Here is a 16,065-nt window from a genome sequence, read left to right as displayed (position 1 = left end):
AATGGATCGCCGATCACAGGGGTGGTACGGCGGTCGCCGCGGACGGCCGTACCGCGCGGCGGGGACGGAGCGCGGCCACCGGGGCCACGTGGACGGCGCACACCTTGAACTCGGGCATCCGCGAGACCGGGTCGAGCGCGGGGTTGGTGACCGTGTTGGCGCGTCCCGGCCCGGACCAGTGGAAGGGCATGAACACCACGTCGGGCCGGATGTCCGTGCTCAGCCTGGCCGGGGCGACGGCGGTGCCCCGCCTGCTGGTCACCGTCACCGGTTCGCCGTCCGCCACGCCGAGCCGGGCCGCCGTGGCGGGGTGGATCTCGACGTACGGTTCCGGCGCGGCGGCCTGTGAGGCGGCCACGCGTCGGGTCTGCGCCCCGCTCTGGTAGTGGGCCAGCAGCCGCCCGGTGATCAGGTGCAGGGGATACCGCTCGTCGGTGGTCTCGGCCGCCGGCCGGTGGTGGACCGGCACCATGCGGGCCCGGCCGTCGGGCGTCGCGAAGGACTCCAGGAACAGCCGGGGCGTCCCGGGGTGTTCCTCCGTCGGGCACGGCCAGAACACCCCGTTCTCCGCGCTGATCCGTTCGTAGCTGATCCCCGCGTAGTCGGCCCGTCCGCCGGCCGACGCGGCCCGCAGTTCGTCGAAGACGAGACGGGGGTCGGCCGGGAAGCCCTCGGTACGGCCCAGCCGTGCCGCGAGGGCGGAGAGGATCTCCAGATCGGTGCGGACCCGGGCGGGCGGCTCGGCGGCCTTGCGGCGCAGGATCACCCTGCCCTCCAGGTTGGTCAGGGTGCCGGTCTCCTCCGCCCACTGGGCCGACGGCAGCACGACATCGGCGAGTTCGGCCGTCTCGGAGCGTACGACGTCCACCACCACGAGCAGGTCCAGCTCCCGCAGCCGCCGCTCCACGTGGCCGGCGTGCGGCGCGGACACGGCCGGGTTGGAGCCGATGACCAGCAGTGCCCGGACCCCGTCGGGTGTGCCCGCGGTGTCGAGCATCTCGTAGGCCGAGGTGCCGGGGCCGGGCAGTTCGGCGGGGGTGACGCCCCAGACACGGGCGATGTGTTCGCGCGCCGCCGGGTCGTCCAGACCGCGGTAGCCGGGCAGTTGGTCGGCCTTCTGGCCGTGCTCGCGCCCGCCCTGCCCGTTGCCCTGGCCGGTGAGGCAGCCGTATCCGCTGTGGGGGCGGCCCGCCTTGCCGAGGGCGAGACAGAGGTTGATCCAGCCGTGGACGGTGTCGGTGCCCTTGCTGTGCTGCTCGCTGCCCCGGGCCGTGAGCACCATGCCGGTGGGTGCCTGGGCGAACATCGTCACGGCTTCGCGTATGTGGTGGGCGGGCACGCCGGTCAGGGCTTCGACGCGGGCCGGCCAGTACTCCGTCGCCGTGGCGCGTACGGCCTCGAAGCCCGTCGTGCGGGCGGCGACGAAGTCCTCGTCGACATGACCCTCGGCGAGGGCGATGTGCAGCATGCCGAGGGCCAGGGCGAGGTCGGTGCCGGGCAGGGGGCGCAGGTGCAGGTCGGCCCGCGCGGCGGTGCGGGTACGGCGGGGGTCCACCACGATCAACCGGCCGCCTCGGTCGGCGAGTCGGGTGAGGTGGCGCAGGGCGGGCGGCATGGTGTCGGCCGGGTTGGCGCCGACCAGCAGGAGGCAGTCGGTGCCGGCGACGTCGGCGAGCGGGAACGGCAGACCGCGGTCCAGGCCGAAGGCCCGGTTGGCGGCGGCCGCCGCCGACGACATGCAGAAGCGGCCGTTGTAGTCGATCGCCGACGTGCCGAGCGCGACGCGGGCGAACTTGCCCAGCAGATACGCCTTCTCGTTGGTCAGCCCGCCGCCGCCGAACACCCCGACGGCGTCCCGGCCGTACGCGCGCTGCGCCGACCGGATGCCCGAGGTCACCCGCCCGAGCGCCTCGTCCCAGGTGGCGGGCCGTAACGGCGTGCCCCGCCCGTCGCGCACCAGGGGGGTGGTGAGCCGGCCCGCCGGGTCCAGCAGGTCGACGGCGCTCTGCCCCTTCCCGCACAGCGCTCCCTGGCTGACCGGGAACTCCGGCCACCCGGCGACGGCGAGGGGCGCCGCGCCGCCCGGGTCGGGCCGCAGCACCGTCCCGCACTGCAGGGAGCAGTACGGGCAGTGCGTACGGACGCCGTCGGCCCGCTCGCTCATCGGAACCCGCCCTCCGCGGCCCGTGCCGGTACCGCGCGCTCGGTCGCGGGCGCGGTGTCCTGCCCGGACGTGGCCGTGAGCAGCACCCGCAGCGATGTGGCCGCTTTCAGCAGCATCTCCTCGTACTCCTCGACGAGATCGGAGTCGAGCACGATGGCACCGCCGGCGCCGGCGTGCAGACCCTCGTCCGTCAGTACGGCTGTGCGGATCACTATGTTCAGGTCGGCGGTGCCGTTGCAGGACAGGAAGCCGATGGCGCCCGAGTAGACGCCGCGCGCCTCGGTCTCCAGGGAGTCGATGATGTCCAGCGTCCGCAGTTTCGGCGCCCCCGTCATCGAGCCGCCGGGGAAGCAGGCGCGGACGCAGTCCAGGGCGTCCGCGTCGGAGCGCAGCCGGCCGCGGACGGTGGACACCAGCTGGTGCACGGTGGCGTAGGTCTCCGTGCGCATCAGCCGGGGGACGGTGACGCTTCCGACCTCGCACACCCGGCCGAGGTCGTTGCGGAGCAAGTCGACGATCATGAGGTTCTCGGCCCGGACCTTGGCGCTGGTCGTCAGCTCCCGGCGCAGCCTGGAGTCCTCCGCCTCGTCCGCGCCGCGCCGGGCGGTGCCCTTGATGGGCTTGGTCTCCACCATGCCGTCGCGGGTGATGCGCAGGAACCGTTCCGGGGAGGAACAGGCGATCTCCATGCCGTCGAGGCGCAGATAGGCGGCGTACGGGGCCGGGTTGGAGCGTCTGAGCGACCGGTAGAAACGCAGTCCGTCGGCGGGGCGGGGCGCCCGGACGGCGTTGGTCAGGCAGATCTCGTAGCTCTCCCCGGCGAGCAGCTGCTGCCGGCAGGCGGCTATGTCGTCGAGGTACTGGGCGCGGTCGCGGACGAGCGCCGGTTCCAGCAGCGCGTTGTCGACGGCCTGCTGGTCGGGGACGGGGGTGGGCCGGGGGCGGGGCAGCCCGGCGAGCGCGGCGGCGGTGCCCTCCAGCCAGACCGTCGCGTCCCGGTCGGAGCGCGGGCTGCCGTCGCTGAGGGCCAGCAGATAGGTGGCGCCCTGCTGGTGGTCGACCGCGATCAGCCGGTCGGCGAAGATCCAGTACGCGTCCGGGGTGGGCGAGGTGTGCTTCGCGCCGCCGCCGCAGTCGGCCTTGAGTTCGTAGCCGAAGTAGCCGACGTAGCCGCAGGCGAAGTCGACGGGCAGGGCGGGGCTCTCGACACGGCGGGCGCGCAGAGCCGTCTGGAGGTAGTCGAAGACGGTGCCGTCGACGCGTCGGGGCGGCCCGCCCGCCGCCGTGACCTCGACGGCGCCGTCGCCGACGCGGTAGCGGACGATCTCGGAGAGCGGACCGGAGGCGTCGCCGAGGAACGAGAAGCGGGACAGCCGGGGGTCGATCAGGGAACTGTCGAGCCAGAAGGCGTGCGAGGAGTCGGCGAAGAGCCGGGTGAAGGCGGCCTCGGTGTCCACCGCCGACTCCATGATCCGGGAGTGCAGGCGGTAGGGACGGGCCTCGACGGGCCGGGGTGCGGGCCGTGCGCCGGTCCCGACCGGGGCGAGACGGGTCCCGGAACGGGACGGCCCGCTCCGGCGGGCGGAACCGCGGGCGTGGTGCCAACGCTCGGTGAGATCGCGGAAGTTGCCGAGCAGCTCGTACCCGAACTCGGTGGCGACCGACTCCGGGTGGAACTGGACCCCCCACAGCGGGCGGGTACGGTGCCGCAGGCCCATCAGCACCCCGTCCTCGGCCCACGCGGTCGCCTCCAGCTCCGGCGGCAGCGGCTCGCGCACGCACAGCGAGTGGTAGCGCACGGCGGTGAAGTCCTGCGGGAGGCCGTGGAAGAGCTCGCGTCCGTCGTGCCGTACGGCGGTGAGGTGCCCGTGCCTGGCCGCGGGCGCCCGCACGATCTCCGCGCCCGAGCCGGCGGCGATGCCCTGGTGGCCCAGACACACCCCGAGGACGGGCAGCCGGGCGGATTCGATGATCGGCGCGCAGGCGCCGAAGTCCTTGGGCCGGGTGGGATCGCCGGGACCGGGAGAGATCACCACGTTGTCGAAGTCGTTCAGGTCGAGGTCGGCGCAGTCCGGTGAGTCGTTGTGCAGGACCACGGGCTCGGCCCCGTTCACCTGCGCGATCAGCTGGAAGAGGTTGTAGGTGTACGAGTCGTAGTTGTCGACGAGCAGGGTTCGCATGGCGACCTCCCTGGAGTGGCACGGCACGGCCCTCGGCGAGGGCCCGGACGCCGGCGCTGTCGCCGCCGGCGTTGTTGCGAGGTGCGGGTCACACGGCGAGCTTGGCGACCATGTCCGCCATGGTCATGAGCTGTTCGTTGTTGAGCCGGGGGTCGCACAACGACTCGTAGGCGGCGCCCAGATCGGACTCGTGGGCCACCCGGCTACCGCCCACGCACTCGGTCACGTCGGCGGCGGCCGCCTCCAGATGCACCCCGCCGGGCCACTCGCCCATGCCGCGCAGGACGTCGAAGAAGTCCGTGACCTCGTCCAACATGTCCTTGAGGTGGCGGGTCTTGACGCCCGTGGCGGTCGCCGTGGTGTTGCCGTGCATGGGGTCCGTCATCCAGACGACGGGGTGACCGGCCCGGCGCACGGCGGTGACGAGGGCCGGGAGCCGTTCGCGCAGCTCGCGGGCGCCCAGCCGGCAGATCAGGGTGAGCCGGCCGGGCCTGCGATACGGGTCGAGCCGCCGGCACAGCCGCACGATCTCGGCGGGATCGGCGCCGGGGCCGACCTTGACGGCGACCGGATTGGCGATGCCCGCCAGGAACTCCACGTGGGCGTCGCCGACGTGCCGGGTGCGGTCGCCGATCCATGGCAGGTGCGTGGACAGCAGAAACCATTCGCCGGTGACGGGGTCCCGGCGGGTCAGCGGGCTCTCGTAGTCCAGGAGCAGCGCCTCGTGGCTGGTCCACAGCCCGGTGTGGCGCCAGCCGCCGTCCTCGGTCCAGCGGGTCTGTCCGTAGCCCTGGACGAGCGAGCGCAGGGAGCCGTCGGGTACGGCTTCCTCGCGCCGGTTCCACGGCACCTCACGGGCGGCCGCGGGGTCCCAGGCCCGCGGGGCGAACGTACTCGCCGTCCCGTGGGCGAGGGCGGCGAGTTCGCGCAGGACGTCCCGGGCCGTGTAGTAGCCGGACAGCATCCGGTACGGGTCGGGTGTGCGCTCGTCCTCGTGCGGCCCCGGCCCGTTGACCGTGAGCCCCCGGAACACGGGCAACCGCCGGCCGGCCACCTCCTCGACGGCCGCCGAACGGGGCTTGGCGAACTGCCCGGCCAGTCGGCCGACGGTGACCACGGGCAGGTCCAGACCGGTGCTGACGCGTTCCGCCACGGCGCCCAGCACCCGGTGCTTGTCCCGTGCGCCGGTGACGGCCGCCGGGCCGAGCGGCTCGGCGCAGTCGCCGCCCTGGAGGACGAACGCCTCCCGGTTCTGCACCCCGGCCATTGCCGCGAGGACGCTGCGGACGTCGCTGGGCGTGGTCAGGGCCGGGAGCAGGGCGAGTCGGTCGGTGACGGCGGCCACCTCGTCGGGATCGGGCCACTGCGGCTGCTGGCGTATCGGGAGCCCCCGCCAGGCGGGCGGGTGCCAGGACGGCGGGGTGGGACCGGCCTCGGAGTCCGCGCTTCCCCGGGTGTCGGGGGCGCGGTCGGCCGGGCCGACCGGGTCGAGCAGGGGCGGAACGGTCATGCGGCTGCTCCTGTGGTGAAGGCGGTACGGGGAGAGAAGGGCCCTGCGGCTCAGAAGGCCGCGCCGAGTTCCTGTGCCTCGGCATGCGCGTCGCGGCGCCGGCGATCCGCGTCCTCGGCGATCTGATGCGCTCTCAACTGGATCGTGGAGATGTCGGTGACCCCGGCCCACCGCAACCAGCCGTCGAAGGCCGGTGTCTGGTGGTCGTCGCCGAAAGCGGGGGGCATTCCCGGCCCGTAGACCGAGCTGGTGTAGACGACGACCGCCTTCTTTCCCTTGAGCAGACCGGTGTAGCCCGATCTCCGGTCGAAGGAGAAAAGCATGTGCGCCTGGCTGACCACGTCGATGAAATGCTTGAGGACATAGGGAATTCCGAAATTCCACATGGGCACGCTGAACACATATCTGTCGTAGCTGTCGAAATGCTCGAAGGTGCGCCGGACCTCCTTCCAGGCCACGGCGCCCTCGCCGTCGGCCTGTCCCCCGGACGCCTCCGCCCGCTTGGCCTCGACCGCCGCCGCCCCGAACTCGGGGAGCGGTTCCCGCCAGAGGTCGAGGACGTCGGTCGTCGCGCCGGGACGGGCCCGGCGATAGGCGGTGAGGAGGGTCTCGGCGACGGCCCTGGACTGCGAGCGCTCGCCCATGGGCGAGGCGGCGATGTGCAACAGCCGCCGGCCGTCGGCGGAGCCGGACGGCTTCGTGGTCGCGGTCACCTGAAAACCGCCTTGGAACGCATGAGGAACTCCGCCAGATGGCCGTCGTGCGGGACGCCCGGTGCCATCCGGTGCGTGGGGTGGTCTCCGACATGCACATTGCGGATGCCGGGTTCGTCGACCAGTCGCTCGACGAGCTGTTCGTCACCGCCGATCACGGTGAGCACCAGGGTGTTCCGCAGTGGTGCGACGCCGTCCCGCGGCGACCAGGGGGCCACCCAGACGCAGGGGAAGGGCAGTTCGGTGCCGAGCTGGGGCGCGTCCGGCCGGTCCAGCTGGAGCACGGCGGGGCGCAGTACGGCACTGCCGTCGCCCAACTCCTCGACGATCCCTGCGCCGCCCAGCCACGGGGTCGCGCCGTCCGCATGTCCGAGCAGGTACTTCTCCAGCCCGCGCGCCTCCTCGGTGGGCCGCACCGGCAGGACCGCCCTGTCGTCCTCCGGGGGGAGGGCCGGCAGGTCGGCCAGCCGCTCGGCGAGGGCCTCGGCGACCGGTGCCGGGTCGCCGGCCACCAGGACCGCGGTGGCGTTGACGCAGGCGACTCCGGCCTCGTCCCTGATCGAGGAGACCACGGTGTCCAGCGCGGCCGACAGACCGGCCGCCCCGCCCGTGTCCGCGTCGGCCAGCAGGATCTTGGACCGTCCGGGGCCCTGTGTCAGGACGTCGGGACGCGCCCGGTACTTCTCCACCACCGCGTCGCCGCCGTACACCAGGGACAGGTCGGCGCCCCGGACGATGTCGTCGGCCACCTGGTGGTCGGTGGGCAGCAGCAGGAGGCGGTCGTCGCCGATGCCCGCCTCACGCAGCGCCGTCACCAGCCGGTGCGGGGTGAAGGGCTCCCGGGCGGAGGGCCGTACCACGACCCGGTAGCCGAGCATCAGCGCTTCGAGCCAGAGGCTGTGCACACCCGGGTGGTTGCCCGCGGCGTGCACGGCGAAGACGTCACCCCGCCGGGCCCAGACCGCCCCGCCGCCCCGGGTCAGCGGATCCCGCCAGTGGCCGGCCGTGGCCGTGGGGCGGGCGCCTCGTACGGTGCGGTCCACCTCGGCCGCCGCGCGCTCGATGCGGGCGGTGGCGGACCTCACCACGGCGATCGGCACGCCGGAGACCCGGCTCACCAGTCGCCGGTACTCCGAGGCCGACAGGCCGCCCACCGTGCCGTGCGCGAACGCGTGCCCCGCGCGGGCGATGACCTCGGCCGGTTCGCCGGTCCCGGCGGGGCGGGCGACGCGCAGCGCGGCCAGCCCGCGCTGGACGAACAGCCTCGGCACCTGGCTGAGTTCGGCGACCGGCCGCCCGGTGACATCGGCCAGGGTCAGCCGGTTCCGCGCCCGGAAGGCACCGCGTGGCCCCAAGGCGTCCAGCTGGACGGGACGGCCCACGGACGCGGGCGTCCGCGCTGGTGTCGGCGCCGCGATCGGCGCCTCGGTCGGTGGCCGGGTCGTCGCGTGCGGCGGGCCGCCCATCAGTAGACCCCCTCGATGACGACCTCGTCGTCGAAGGTCCGGACGGGGCTGACATCGGCCACGGAGTCGCCGATCTGGCCGGCCACGGGGCGGATCCGGGTGGCGATGTCGCGTTCCAGGTTGTTGGGGAGCAGGGCGCTGCGGCTGAGGTGGTTCATGACGACCTGGCCGCGCGCGCCGTAGGGAACCGGCCGCCCCGTGTCGGGATCGACGACGGAGAAGGAGATGTGGGGCGCGAAGGGGTCGAAGACGCATTCCTCGTCGCTGCCGGCGCGTTCGACGGCTCCGCAGAGAATCATGGTGCTGCCGTAGTTGCCGAACAGTTGGACGTCGGGGAAGACCTCGGTCCGGAACAGGTGCCGGCTGTCGGCGTCCATGTGGGCGCCGCTCCAGATGATCACTCGCACCTTCTCGTTCACGAGCTTGACGAGGTGCTCGTCCTGCGCGAGCCGCTCCAGCAGCGGCGGCGTGATCACCAGGACGCCGATCTCCTGGGTCTCCAGCAGGAACCGGCCCTGCGTCAGGAGGTGTTCGACATAGCGGCCGGCCTCGTCGGCCCGTCCCTCCGCGATGCACTTCTTCACCCAGCGCGGATCGAGGTCGATGGTGGAGGTGAAGCCGCCCCGGCGGCGCGCCTGCCGGGCCACGACCTCTCCCCACAGGTGGGGGCCGCTGGGGATCATGGCCAGCCAGTGGGCGCCGTGCGGGTGACCGCGTTCGTCCATCCGTGCCGTGGACCAGGTCACGTACCGGTCCATCCAGTCGGCGAGGTAGGCGACCCGCTTGGGGGTGCCGGTCGTGCCCCCGCTCTCGTAGACGCCGATCACCTCGGGCGAGGAGCCGTAGCCCCGGGGGACGAGGTCCCGGGCGGGCACGTCCCGCAGTTCGCTGACGATGTTGGGGAACAGCCGGAGGTCGTCGAAGGCGCGTACGTCGCGGCGCGGGTCGAAGTCCAGGGTCCGGGCCCTGCGGAGCCAGTACGGCGAACCCGTCTCGGGGCTGAAGTGCCACCGCATCACGGCCTGGACGAACTCGTCCGGATCGGGGACCTGGTCCGGGGGGAAGGTGAGAACGGGGTCGGAGGCGACTGCCATGGGTGCTCCTTCGAGCCGGGTGCGGATCTGGGCTGCTGACGGAGTTCGGGGACGGAAGCCGGACGGAGTTCGCAGGGTGTTCGACGGGCGTGCGGACCCGGGTCAGACCGAGAGAACGACATCGGGGCGGGACTCGTGGGTGGTCCGTGGGCGGGGACGGTGGCGGAGGTAGACCGCCCAGGTGACCGTGGCGCAGGCGGCGTAGAAGACCAGGAAGCCGGTGAACGCCGGGATCCCGTCGCCCCGGCCGGCGAAGGACGCGCGGAACGCCAGGTTGACGAGGACGCCGCCGAGCGCGCCGAGGGCGCCGGTGACCCCGATGAGCGCACCCGACAGCCGCCGGGCCCGCGCCAGCCTGGCCCGGACGTCGGTGTCGGCCCCGTCGCCCGCGCCGTCCCGGAGCGCCTTCGCCCGGAAGATGGCCGGGATCATCTTGTACGTCGACCCGTTGCCCGCTCCCGCGAGGGCGAGGAGCACGACGAAGTCGGCGACGAACAGACCGAGCGAGCCGGTGCGCGACGCCACCACCGCGCCCCCGGCGCCGAGCATCAGCCCCACGAAGACGGCGAAGGTGACCCGGGCGCCGCCGATCCGGTCGGCCAGCCAGCCGCCGCACGGCCGGGTCAGCGAGCCGAGTAGCGGCCCGAGGAAGGTGAGCGACGCGGCCTGGAGCGGCGTACGGTCGAACTGCGTCTGGAGCACCAGGCCGAACGCGAAGCAGTAGCCGATGAACGAGCCGAACGTGCCCAGGTAGAGCAGCGACATCACCCAGCAGTGGGCGTCCTTCAGGACGTCCCGGAGGGCGTCGGTGTCGTTGCGGTTGCCGGGCAGGTCGTCCATGAGGAGCGCGGCGCACACGGTGGCGACGACGATCGCCGGGACGAAGATCCCGAGCAGCAGCCGGGGTTCGGCCGCGCCCACGGTGCCCAGGACGGCGAGCGCGGCCAGTTGGGTCACGGCGACGCCCAGGTTGCCGCCACCCGCGTTCAGGCCGAGAGCCCAGCCCTTGTGGCGCTGCGGGAAGAAGGCGTTGATGTTCGCCATGGACGAGGCGAAGTTGCCGCCGCCGAGTCCGGCCGCGGCGGACACCAGCAGCAGCGTGCCCAGCGAGGTGCCGGGGCGCAGGTGGATCGCCGCCAACAGGGTGGGCACCAGCAGCACGGCCGCGCTGAGGACGGTCCAGGTGCGTCCGCCGAACCAGCCCACCGCCAACGTGTACGGGATCCGCAGAGCGGCTCCGACCAGCGTCGGCGTGGAGACGAGCAGGAACTTGTCGGCGGGGGACAGTCCGTACTCCGGCCCCAGGAACAGCACCAGCACCGACCACAGGCTCCAGACCGAGAACCCGACGTGCTCGGCGAGGATCGAGAACGCCAGGTTCCGCATCGCGATCCGCCGCCCGGCACGCCGCCAGAACTCGTCGTCCTCCGGATCCCAGTACCGGATGCGGCGCGAACCGCGCTTGGCCACGGCGCTCATCGACAACCTCCTGAAACGGACGGGCGTGCCACGCCGCGCACGGGAGCTGGGCGGGTGGGCGAGTGCGGGACTTCGGCGGGGCGGGGAACGCCGGCGGGCCGGGAGTTCGGGCGGTCGGCGGCGTCCGGGCGTGACGCCCGCGAGGTGACCGCGGGAAGCCGTGGTCGTCGCGGTGCCGCGAGCGGGCTCATCCCGTGAGGGTCTTCGCCGCCCGTGTCAGGATCCGGTGGTAGACCGTGGGGTCGTCGGACTTCAGGACGACGGCGCTGTCGCCCGGTCGGCCCGCCCAGTGGTAGTCGACCCCGGGGTTGGGCCAGGATCCGCCGTCGGCGGTGAACAGGTGCGGGCTCGTCACCACGCCGCCGGGGGCGAAGTCCGCGACGTGGGCGAGCGTGCCGGCCCGCGCGCGCCCGGCGTCCAGGGCCTCGCCCAGGGCTCCGGCGTCCACCTCGGGCACCGACGCCGCGACGTCGAGCACGACATGACGCATCGTGATGCAGGCGCTGTCGGCGAAGAACGCCCTGCGCAGCGCCCGGTCGAGAGCCTCGCTCGCCGCCGGGCCCTGCTCCTTGGCCGCCTGCACCGCCTCCGCCGCGAGCAGTCTGCTGACCGGCCAGCGCCAGTCGGGTTCCGCCCAGGGCCGCCATCCCGCGTCGGGCTCCATCTCCGCCGCGACCGGGATCTCGGCGTCGATGACCGGCTTCGGCAGGGTGCCCCGGTTGACCACCTCCAGCAGGACGGCGCGGTGGTCGAACCGTACGGTCCCGGTCAGCCCCAGTTCGGCGCGGGTCCGCCACAGTCGTCGGACGGCGACGTGCGCCCAGGGGCAGGCGAGGTCCGCGTAGACCGCCACCGTGCCCGGCAGAACGCTGATCATGTGTCAGAAGTCCCTTCTCAGGTGCGGGTGCCCGTCCGCCGGGGCGCCGCCCCGCGGGATGTCCCGGCCGAGGAGTGCCGGGACGCCCGCGGAGGCGGCCGGCGCGGGTCAGGCGGCCTTGGCGGGCCTGCGTCCGGCGGCCGCGGCCGGGCTGCTCGGGGCGGTGCGCGCCGAACGGGTGCGGGCGATGTCGAGGCCGTGGTCGTCGTCGGAGAGGAGCACCTTCTCGTAGGTGGCGCGCACCTCGCGCTTGAGTACCTTGCCGGTGACGCCGAGCGGGATGTCGTTCTCGCCCCGGACCAGGACCACGGCGGAGACCTCGTGCGTCCCGGCCTTGCGCAGGGCCCCGTTGAGCCGCGTCAGCAGCTCCCGGGAGGTCAGGCGGCTCCGCTCGGTCAGCCGCACCACGGCGACCGGTTCGGACAGTTCCTCGTCGTCGGGGCTGATCGCGGCGGCCACGACACAGTCGACGGCCTCGCGGCACGCCTTCAGGACGATCTCCTCCGTGGGCAGACTGTAGACGGGCCCGCGGGCGGTGTGGATGACGTCGGTGGCACGGTCGTACTGGTAGAAGCGCCCCTGCTCGTCGTAGTACCCGATGTCACCGGTCAGCCAGAAGCCGTCGTGCTTCGAACGGTGTGTCAGGTCCGGGTCGTTCCAGTAGCCCAGCGTCTCGGTCGGGGTCTTGACCGCGATGAACCCGATCTCGTTCGGGCCGAGCCGCTTGCCGTGCTCGTCGTAGACGGTGGCCTCCTCGACGATGGGCTCCGGGTGGCCGACGCACCGCTTGTAGGCGTCGGTGTCCGGGCCGTGGATGTTCTGGAACACGGCCATGCCGACCTCGGTGGAGGCCAGTCCGTCGATGTAGCGCGAGCCTTGCCGCCACTTGCCGCCGACGCGGTGCCTGCCGAGCCGTACGAGTTCACGGACATGGGCCTCGTGCGAGGCGTCGGCCGTGCTGAGCCAGGTGGTCACGCGCGCCGCCGCCGACGGTTCCACGCCCTGGGCCGCCAACTCGCCGAACGTGATGGGGAAGGCGATGACCACCGTCGGCCTCCACCAGCGCATGACCTCGGCCACCGCCGGGCCGCGCTGCTCCTCCATCACCAGGGTGGGCACCCCCGTCAGGGTGGCCATCATCATGTAGCTGAGGCCGGAGCCGTGGGACGGCGGGAAGACCAGCAGGTTCTTGTCGTCGAGACCGGAGGGCATGGTGAGGATGCGGGGGCGTTTGCCCGCGAAGAACTGCCGGTGGCCGAGGATCGGCGCCTTGGGCATGCCCGTGGTGCCCGAGGAGTGCGCGATCAGCACCGGGTCGTGGTCGCCGTGCATGTACGGATAGCCGACGGGCAGCGGACCGACGCGGCCGGCCCCCTCCACCTCCTCCTGCGACACCGTGAAACCGAGCCCCTCCGGGCCGTCCGCGGCCGCGAGCAGGGTCTCCAGGCGGTCGGCGTCGGCGACGACGCCGCGCGGTTCCAGCCTCTTCAGATAGCGAGCGGCGGTCTGGGGCGCCATGTTCGGGTTCACCGGGGCGGGAATGGCACCGATGCTGTTCAGAGCCATGAAGTGGACGAAGTTGGCGATGCCGTCGCCGCTGTAGACGCCGACCCGGTCGCCGCGTGCCACACCGGCGGCGTGGAACCAGCGCGCGTACCGCTCGGTCGCGTCCCGCAGATCCGCCAGGGAGTAGGTACGGACGTCCTGTTCACCGCCACCGCGCGGCAGGTGGTGGAGCAGAGGGGCGTCGAGGTCGGCGGCCCGGTCGAGGGTGTGCCAGAGGAAGGTCCCCACACCGAGGGAGCGCTCGGACACCAGTTCAAGCCGCGCGCGCAGCCCGCGGTGCGAGGGGCCCAGCTTCATACGGCGGACGGACGCCAGATGCCGCTGGAGTGATCGGATCTTCATCTCGGGCTCTCCTTGACTCGGATTCGGTGCCGAACTGGCGGAACGCGTGATACGTCGGTGAACGGGGATTCGTCGGTGGACCGGGATGCGTCGGTGGGGCGGGGCCGGGCCTCGGGCCGCCCCCTCCAACGGCGCGGCGGCGGTGCTCATCCGGCGGGCAACGGCTCCAGGAGCGAGTCCAGGTGGGCCTGCCAGAGGCCGCCGGCGGAGAGGTCGTGCGGTGCCGCCGCACCGCCCGGCTCCCAGCCGGTGACGACACGGATGCCGTGGAGAGCGCTGGTGATCCACACCTCGCACGTCGCGAGACGGGCGGGGCTCACCCGTGTGTGCCGCACCGTCACCCCGAGGCGGGCGGCACGGTCGAGCAGCAGTCGCCGGGTGATGCCGGGCAGGATCCGGCCGTCGTCCGGCGCGGTGCACAGGTGGCCGCCGTCCCACCACAGCAGGCTGCTGAAGGCCCCTTCGACGGCGTGGCCGTCCTCGTCGAGCAGGATCGCCTCGTCGGCGCCGTGGAGCCTGGCCCGCTTGCGCAGCCGGCCCTGGACGGCGAAGTCGGGGCCCTTGACCGAGGGACGGGCGCGCGGGTCGACGCGGTCGGCCACCCAGACCCGGGCGGTGTCCCGCAGCCGGGGGGCGGGGCGCAGCCGGAGCGCGAGCCGGGGCTCGCGGCCCGCGAGGAGTTCGACGCGGGGGAACCACGCGCCGGTCCGCGGCAGTCGCGCGGTGACGGCGGCGCGGAACTCCGCGATCTCGGCCCGGCCGACGCCCTGGCGACCGACGGCGTTCGAGAACCGGTCCCAGTGCATTTCGTGCGCCCGGACCCGCCCGTCCCGGACCAGCCAGGAATCGGCTATCACCATTTTCCGGCCGTTCTCCCCGGGGGTGAGGCCGTCATGGGAATTCCATACGAGAAAGGACTCGACACCGATTTCGGTACGCATGACGGTGGGCCTCCTGATTCCGGTGGAGAAATCCGGACGGGAACTCCGGCTGCGAACTCCCGCTGCCATGAAGGTAATGAAGGCGGGAAAGGAGCGACAGAGCCATGTGCGGGCCGAAACGGGGGAGCCAATTCCGCTGTGTACGAAGCGCCGGGGACTACGGCGTGCGCGACCGAGCGCGGTGGCCCCTGTCCGGGGCCACCGCGCTCGGTCGTACGTCTCGGTGCGTCAGGCCGCGAAGTCGCGGTCCCGGGTCTCCGGCAGGGCCAGTACGCACAACAGGCTGATCAGACACAGCCCGCCCGCGTAGACGCCGAGGACGAGCGGCGACTTCCACTGGGAGTTCAGCCAGGTGGCGACCAGTGGGGCGAACCCGCCGCCGAGGGTGTTGGCGAGGATGAAGGTCGCCGAGGCCCCCGTGTAGCGCAGCCGGGCCGGGAACAGCTCCGGCAGGAAGGCCGCGATCGGCGCGAACATCAGGATGAACAGCACCAGGCCCACGGTGAACGCGCCGGTGATGACCAGTCCGTTGCCGGTGCTCAGGGAACCGAACATGGGCAGCGCCCACACCGCGCACCCGATGGCCCCCGCCATGATCACCGGCCGTCGCCCGACCTTGTCGGCCAGCCGGGCCACCGGTATCACCGCGGCGGCCGTGACACCGGCGGCCACGCTCGCGGCGGCCAGCATCGTGTTCTGCGCGATGCCGAGAGCCTTCGGCCCGTAGGACAGGCTGTAGACGATCGTCAGGTAGTAGACGGCCGAGCCGCCGGCCGCCGCGCCGATGCCGAGCAGCAGCTGTCCCGGGTACTCCTTGACCAGGGCGCCCAGCGGGAAACGCGGGGCGGCGGGGCGGTCCGCCTCGGACCGGCCGCTGAACACCGGTGACTCGCTGACCCGGGTGCGCACCCAGAATCCGACGACGATGAGCAGGGTGCTCAGCAGGAACGGCACCCGCCACGCCCCGTCGGCGAAACCGTCCCGGCCCGCGACGGCGATCGTCGGCAGGATCACGGCGCTCGACAGCAGGAAGCCCAGCAGCGCGCCGATCTGCGGAATGGACGCGTACACCGCGCGCCGACCCGGCGGAGCGTGCTCGGCGGCCAGCAGCACGGCACCGCCCCACTCGCCGCCCATGCTCACGCCCTGCAGCAGCCGCAGGGCCACCAGGAGCACGGGGGCGAGGATGCCGACGGTCTCGTACGTGGGGAGGAGGCCGACCCCGACCGTGGCGATGCCCATCAGCACCAGCGAGGTCACCAGGGCCCGCTTGCGGCCGAGGCGGTCGCCGATCGTCCCGAACAGCACGACGCCGACGGGCCGGGCGAGGAACGCGGCGGCGAAGGTGAGGAAGGCCGCGAGGGTGGAGACCGTGGAGCTGCCCGACGGGAAGAAGGCCGGGCCCAGGACGAGCGCGGCGGCCGTGCCGTACACGGCGAAGTCGTAGTACTCGATCGTGGTGCCGACGAGGCTGGCGACGGCGACGCGCGAGACGTTCTCGTCGGCCGCGGGCGGCGGGGCGGGCGGTGTGGCGGTACCGACTGCCGCCGCGTCGCTGCTGGTCTCGGACATGGAGCGGTTCACCTCCGACAGGCCCGGGTCGCGGAGTGACACGGGCCACAGTGGGGACTGGGTGCCGTGGACTGTAGGAGGCCGGTGACCGGTCGGCGCACGACTGTGCCGCCCTGCGGAACAGCCTCCGGCCGCCATGCGGAAGCACGCCGGAGCGCCTG

Annotated in this window: 11 protein-coding genes; all 11 read right to left on the bottom strand. The window is 73.0% G+C overall.

The annotated features are described in order from the left end of the window. Positions 1-13 precede the first annotated feature (13 nt). Positions 14-2,164, bottom strand: a complete 2,151-nt coding sequence (locus HW837_RS24175) for a molybdopterin oxidoreductase family protein (protein WP_045555445.1) — start codon at positions 2,162-2,164, stop codon at positions 14-16. Further along, positions 2,161-4,344, bottom strand: a complete 2,184-nt coding sequence (pabB, locus tag HW837_RS24170; protein WP_193380258.1) for an aminodeoxychorismate synthase component I — start codon at positions 4,342-4,344, stop codon at positions 2,161-2,163. The genes HW837_RS24175 and pabB overlap by 4 nt, the downstream gene beginning before the upstream one ends. A gap of 88 nt (positions 4,345-4,432) precedes the next feature. After that, the gene (locus tag HW837_RS24165) at positions 4,433-5,854 is read right to left on the bottom strand and encodes a 3-deoxy-7-phosphoheptulonate synthase class II (RefSeq protein WP_193380257.1); all 1,422 of its coding nucleotides are present in this window, start codon (positions 5,852-5,854) and stop codon (positions 4,433-4,435) included. 50 nt (positions 5,855-5,904) lie between these two features. Then, positions 5,905-6,567, bottom strand: a complete 663-nt coding sequence (locus tag HW837_RS24160) for an FMN-dependent NADH-azoreductase (protein WP_078853258.1) — start codon at positions 6,565-6,567, stop codon at positions 5,905-5,907. Then, complete coding sequence (locus tag HW837_RS24155; RefSeq protein WP_193380256.1) at positions 6,564-8,033, bottom strand: aldehyde dehydrogenase family protein; 1,470 nt, start codon at positions 8,031-8,033, stop codon at positions 6,564-6,566. The genes HW837_RS24160 and HW837_RS24155 overlap by 4 nt, the downstream gene beginning before the upstream one ends. Further along, positions 8,033-9,127 (bottom strand): AMP-binding protein, encoded by a 1,095-nt coding sequence (locus HW837_RS24150; RefSeq protein ID WP_093789109.1) that lies wholly within the window; start codon positions 9,125-9,127, stop codon positions 8,033-8,035. The genes HW837_RS24155 and HW837_RS24150 overlap by 1 nt, the downstream gene beginning before the upstream one ends. 102 nt (positions 9,128-9,229) lie before the next feature. Beyond that, positions 9,230-10,606 carry a nitrate/nitrite transporter gene (locus tag HW837_RS24145; protein ID WP_193380255.1) on the bottom strand — a complete coding sequence of 459 codons (1,377 nt, stop codon included), beginning with the start codon at positions 10,604-10,606 and terminating at the stop codon, positions 9,230-9,232. Between the two features lie 187 nt (positions 10,607-10,793). Then, positions 10,794-11,483, bottom strand: a complete 690-nt coding sequence (locus HW837_RS24140) for a DsbA family oxidoreductase (RefSeq protein ID WP_045555450.1) — start codon at positions 11,481-11,483, stop codon at positions 10,794-10,796. A 108-nt stretch (positions 11,484-11,591) separates the two neighbouring features. Beyond that, positions 11,592-13,391 carry a class I adenylate-forming enzyme family protein gene (locus HW837_RS24135; protein WP_177261746.1) on the bottom strand — a complete coding sequence of 600 codons (1,800 nt, stop codon included), beginning with the start codon at positions 13,389-13,391 and terminating at the stop codon, positions 11,592-11,594. A gap of 146 nt (positions 13,392-13,537) precedes the next feature. After that, a complete protein-coding gene (locus HW837_RS24130; RefSeq protein ID WP_045555451.1) occupies positions 13,538-14,332 on the bottom strand; it encodes an aminotransferase class IV in 795 nt (264 codons plus the stop codon). Positions 14,333-14,560: 228 nt separating this feature from the next. Further along, complete coding sequence (locus HW837_RS24125; RefSeq protein WP_045555827.1) at positions 14,561-15,904, bottom strand: MFS transporter; 1,344 nt, start codon at positions 15,902-15,904, stop codon at positions 14,561-14,563. Positions 15,905-16,065: the final 161 nt, after the last annotated feature.

The sequence above is a fragment of the Streptomyces caniscabiei genome (assembly GCF_014930365.1).
Lineage (GTDB): Bacteria > Actinomycetota > Actinomycetes > Streptomycetales > Streptomycetaceae > Streptomyces > Streptomyces caniscabiei.
Note: the sequence above shows the minus strand (reverse complement) of the source record. Positions and strands in the feature narration are given on the sequence as shown.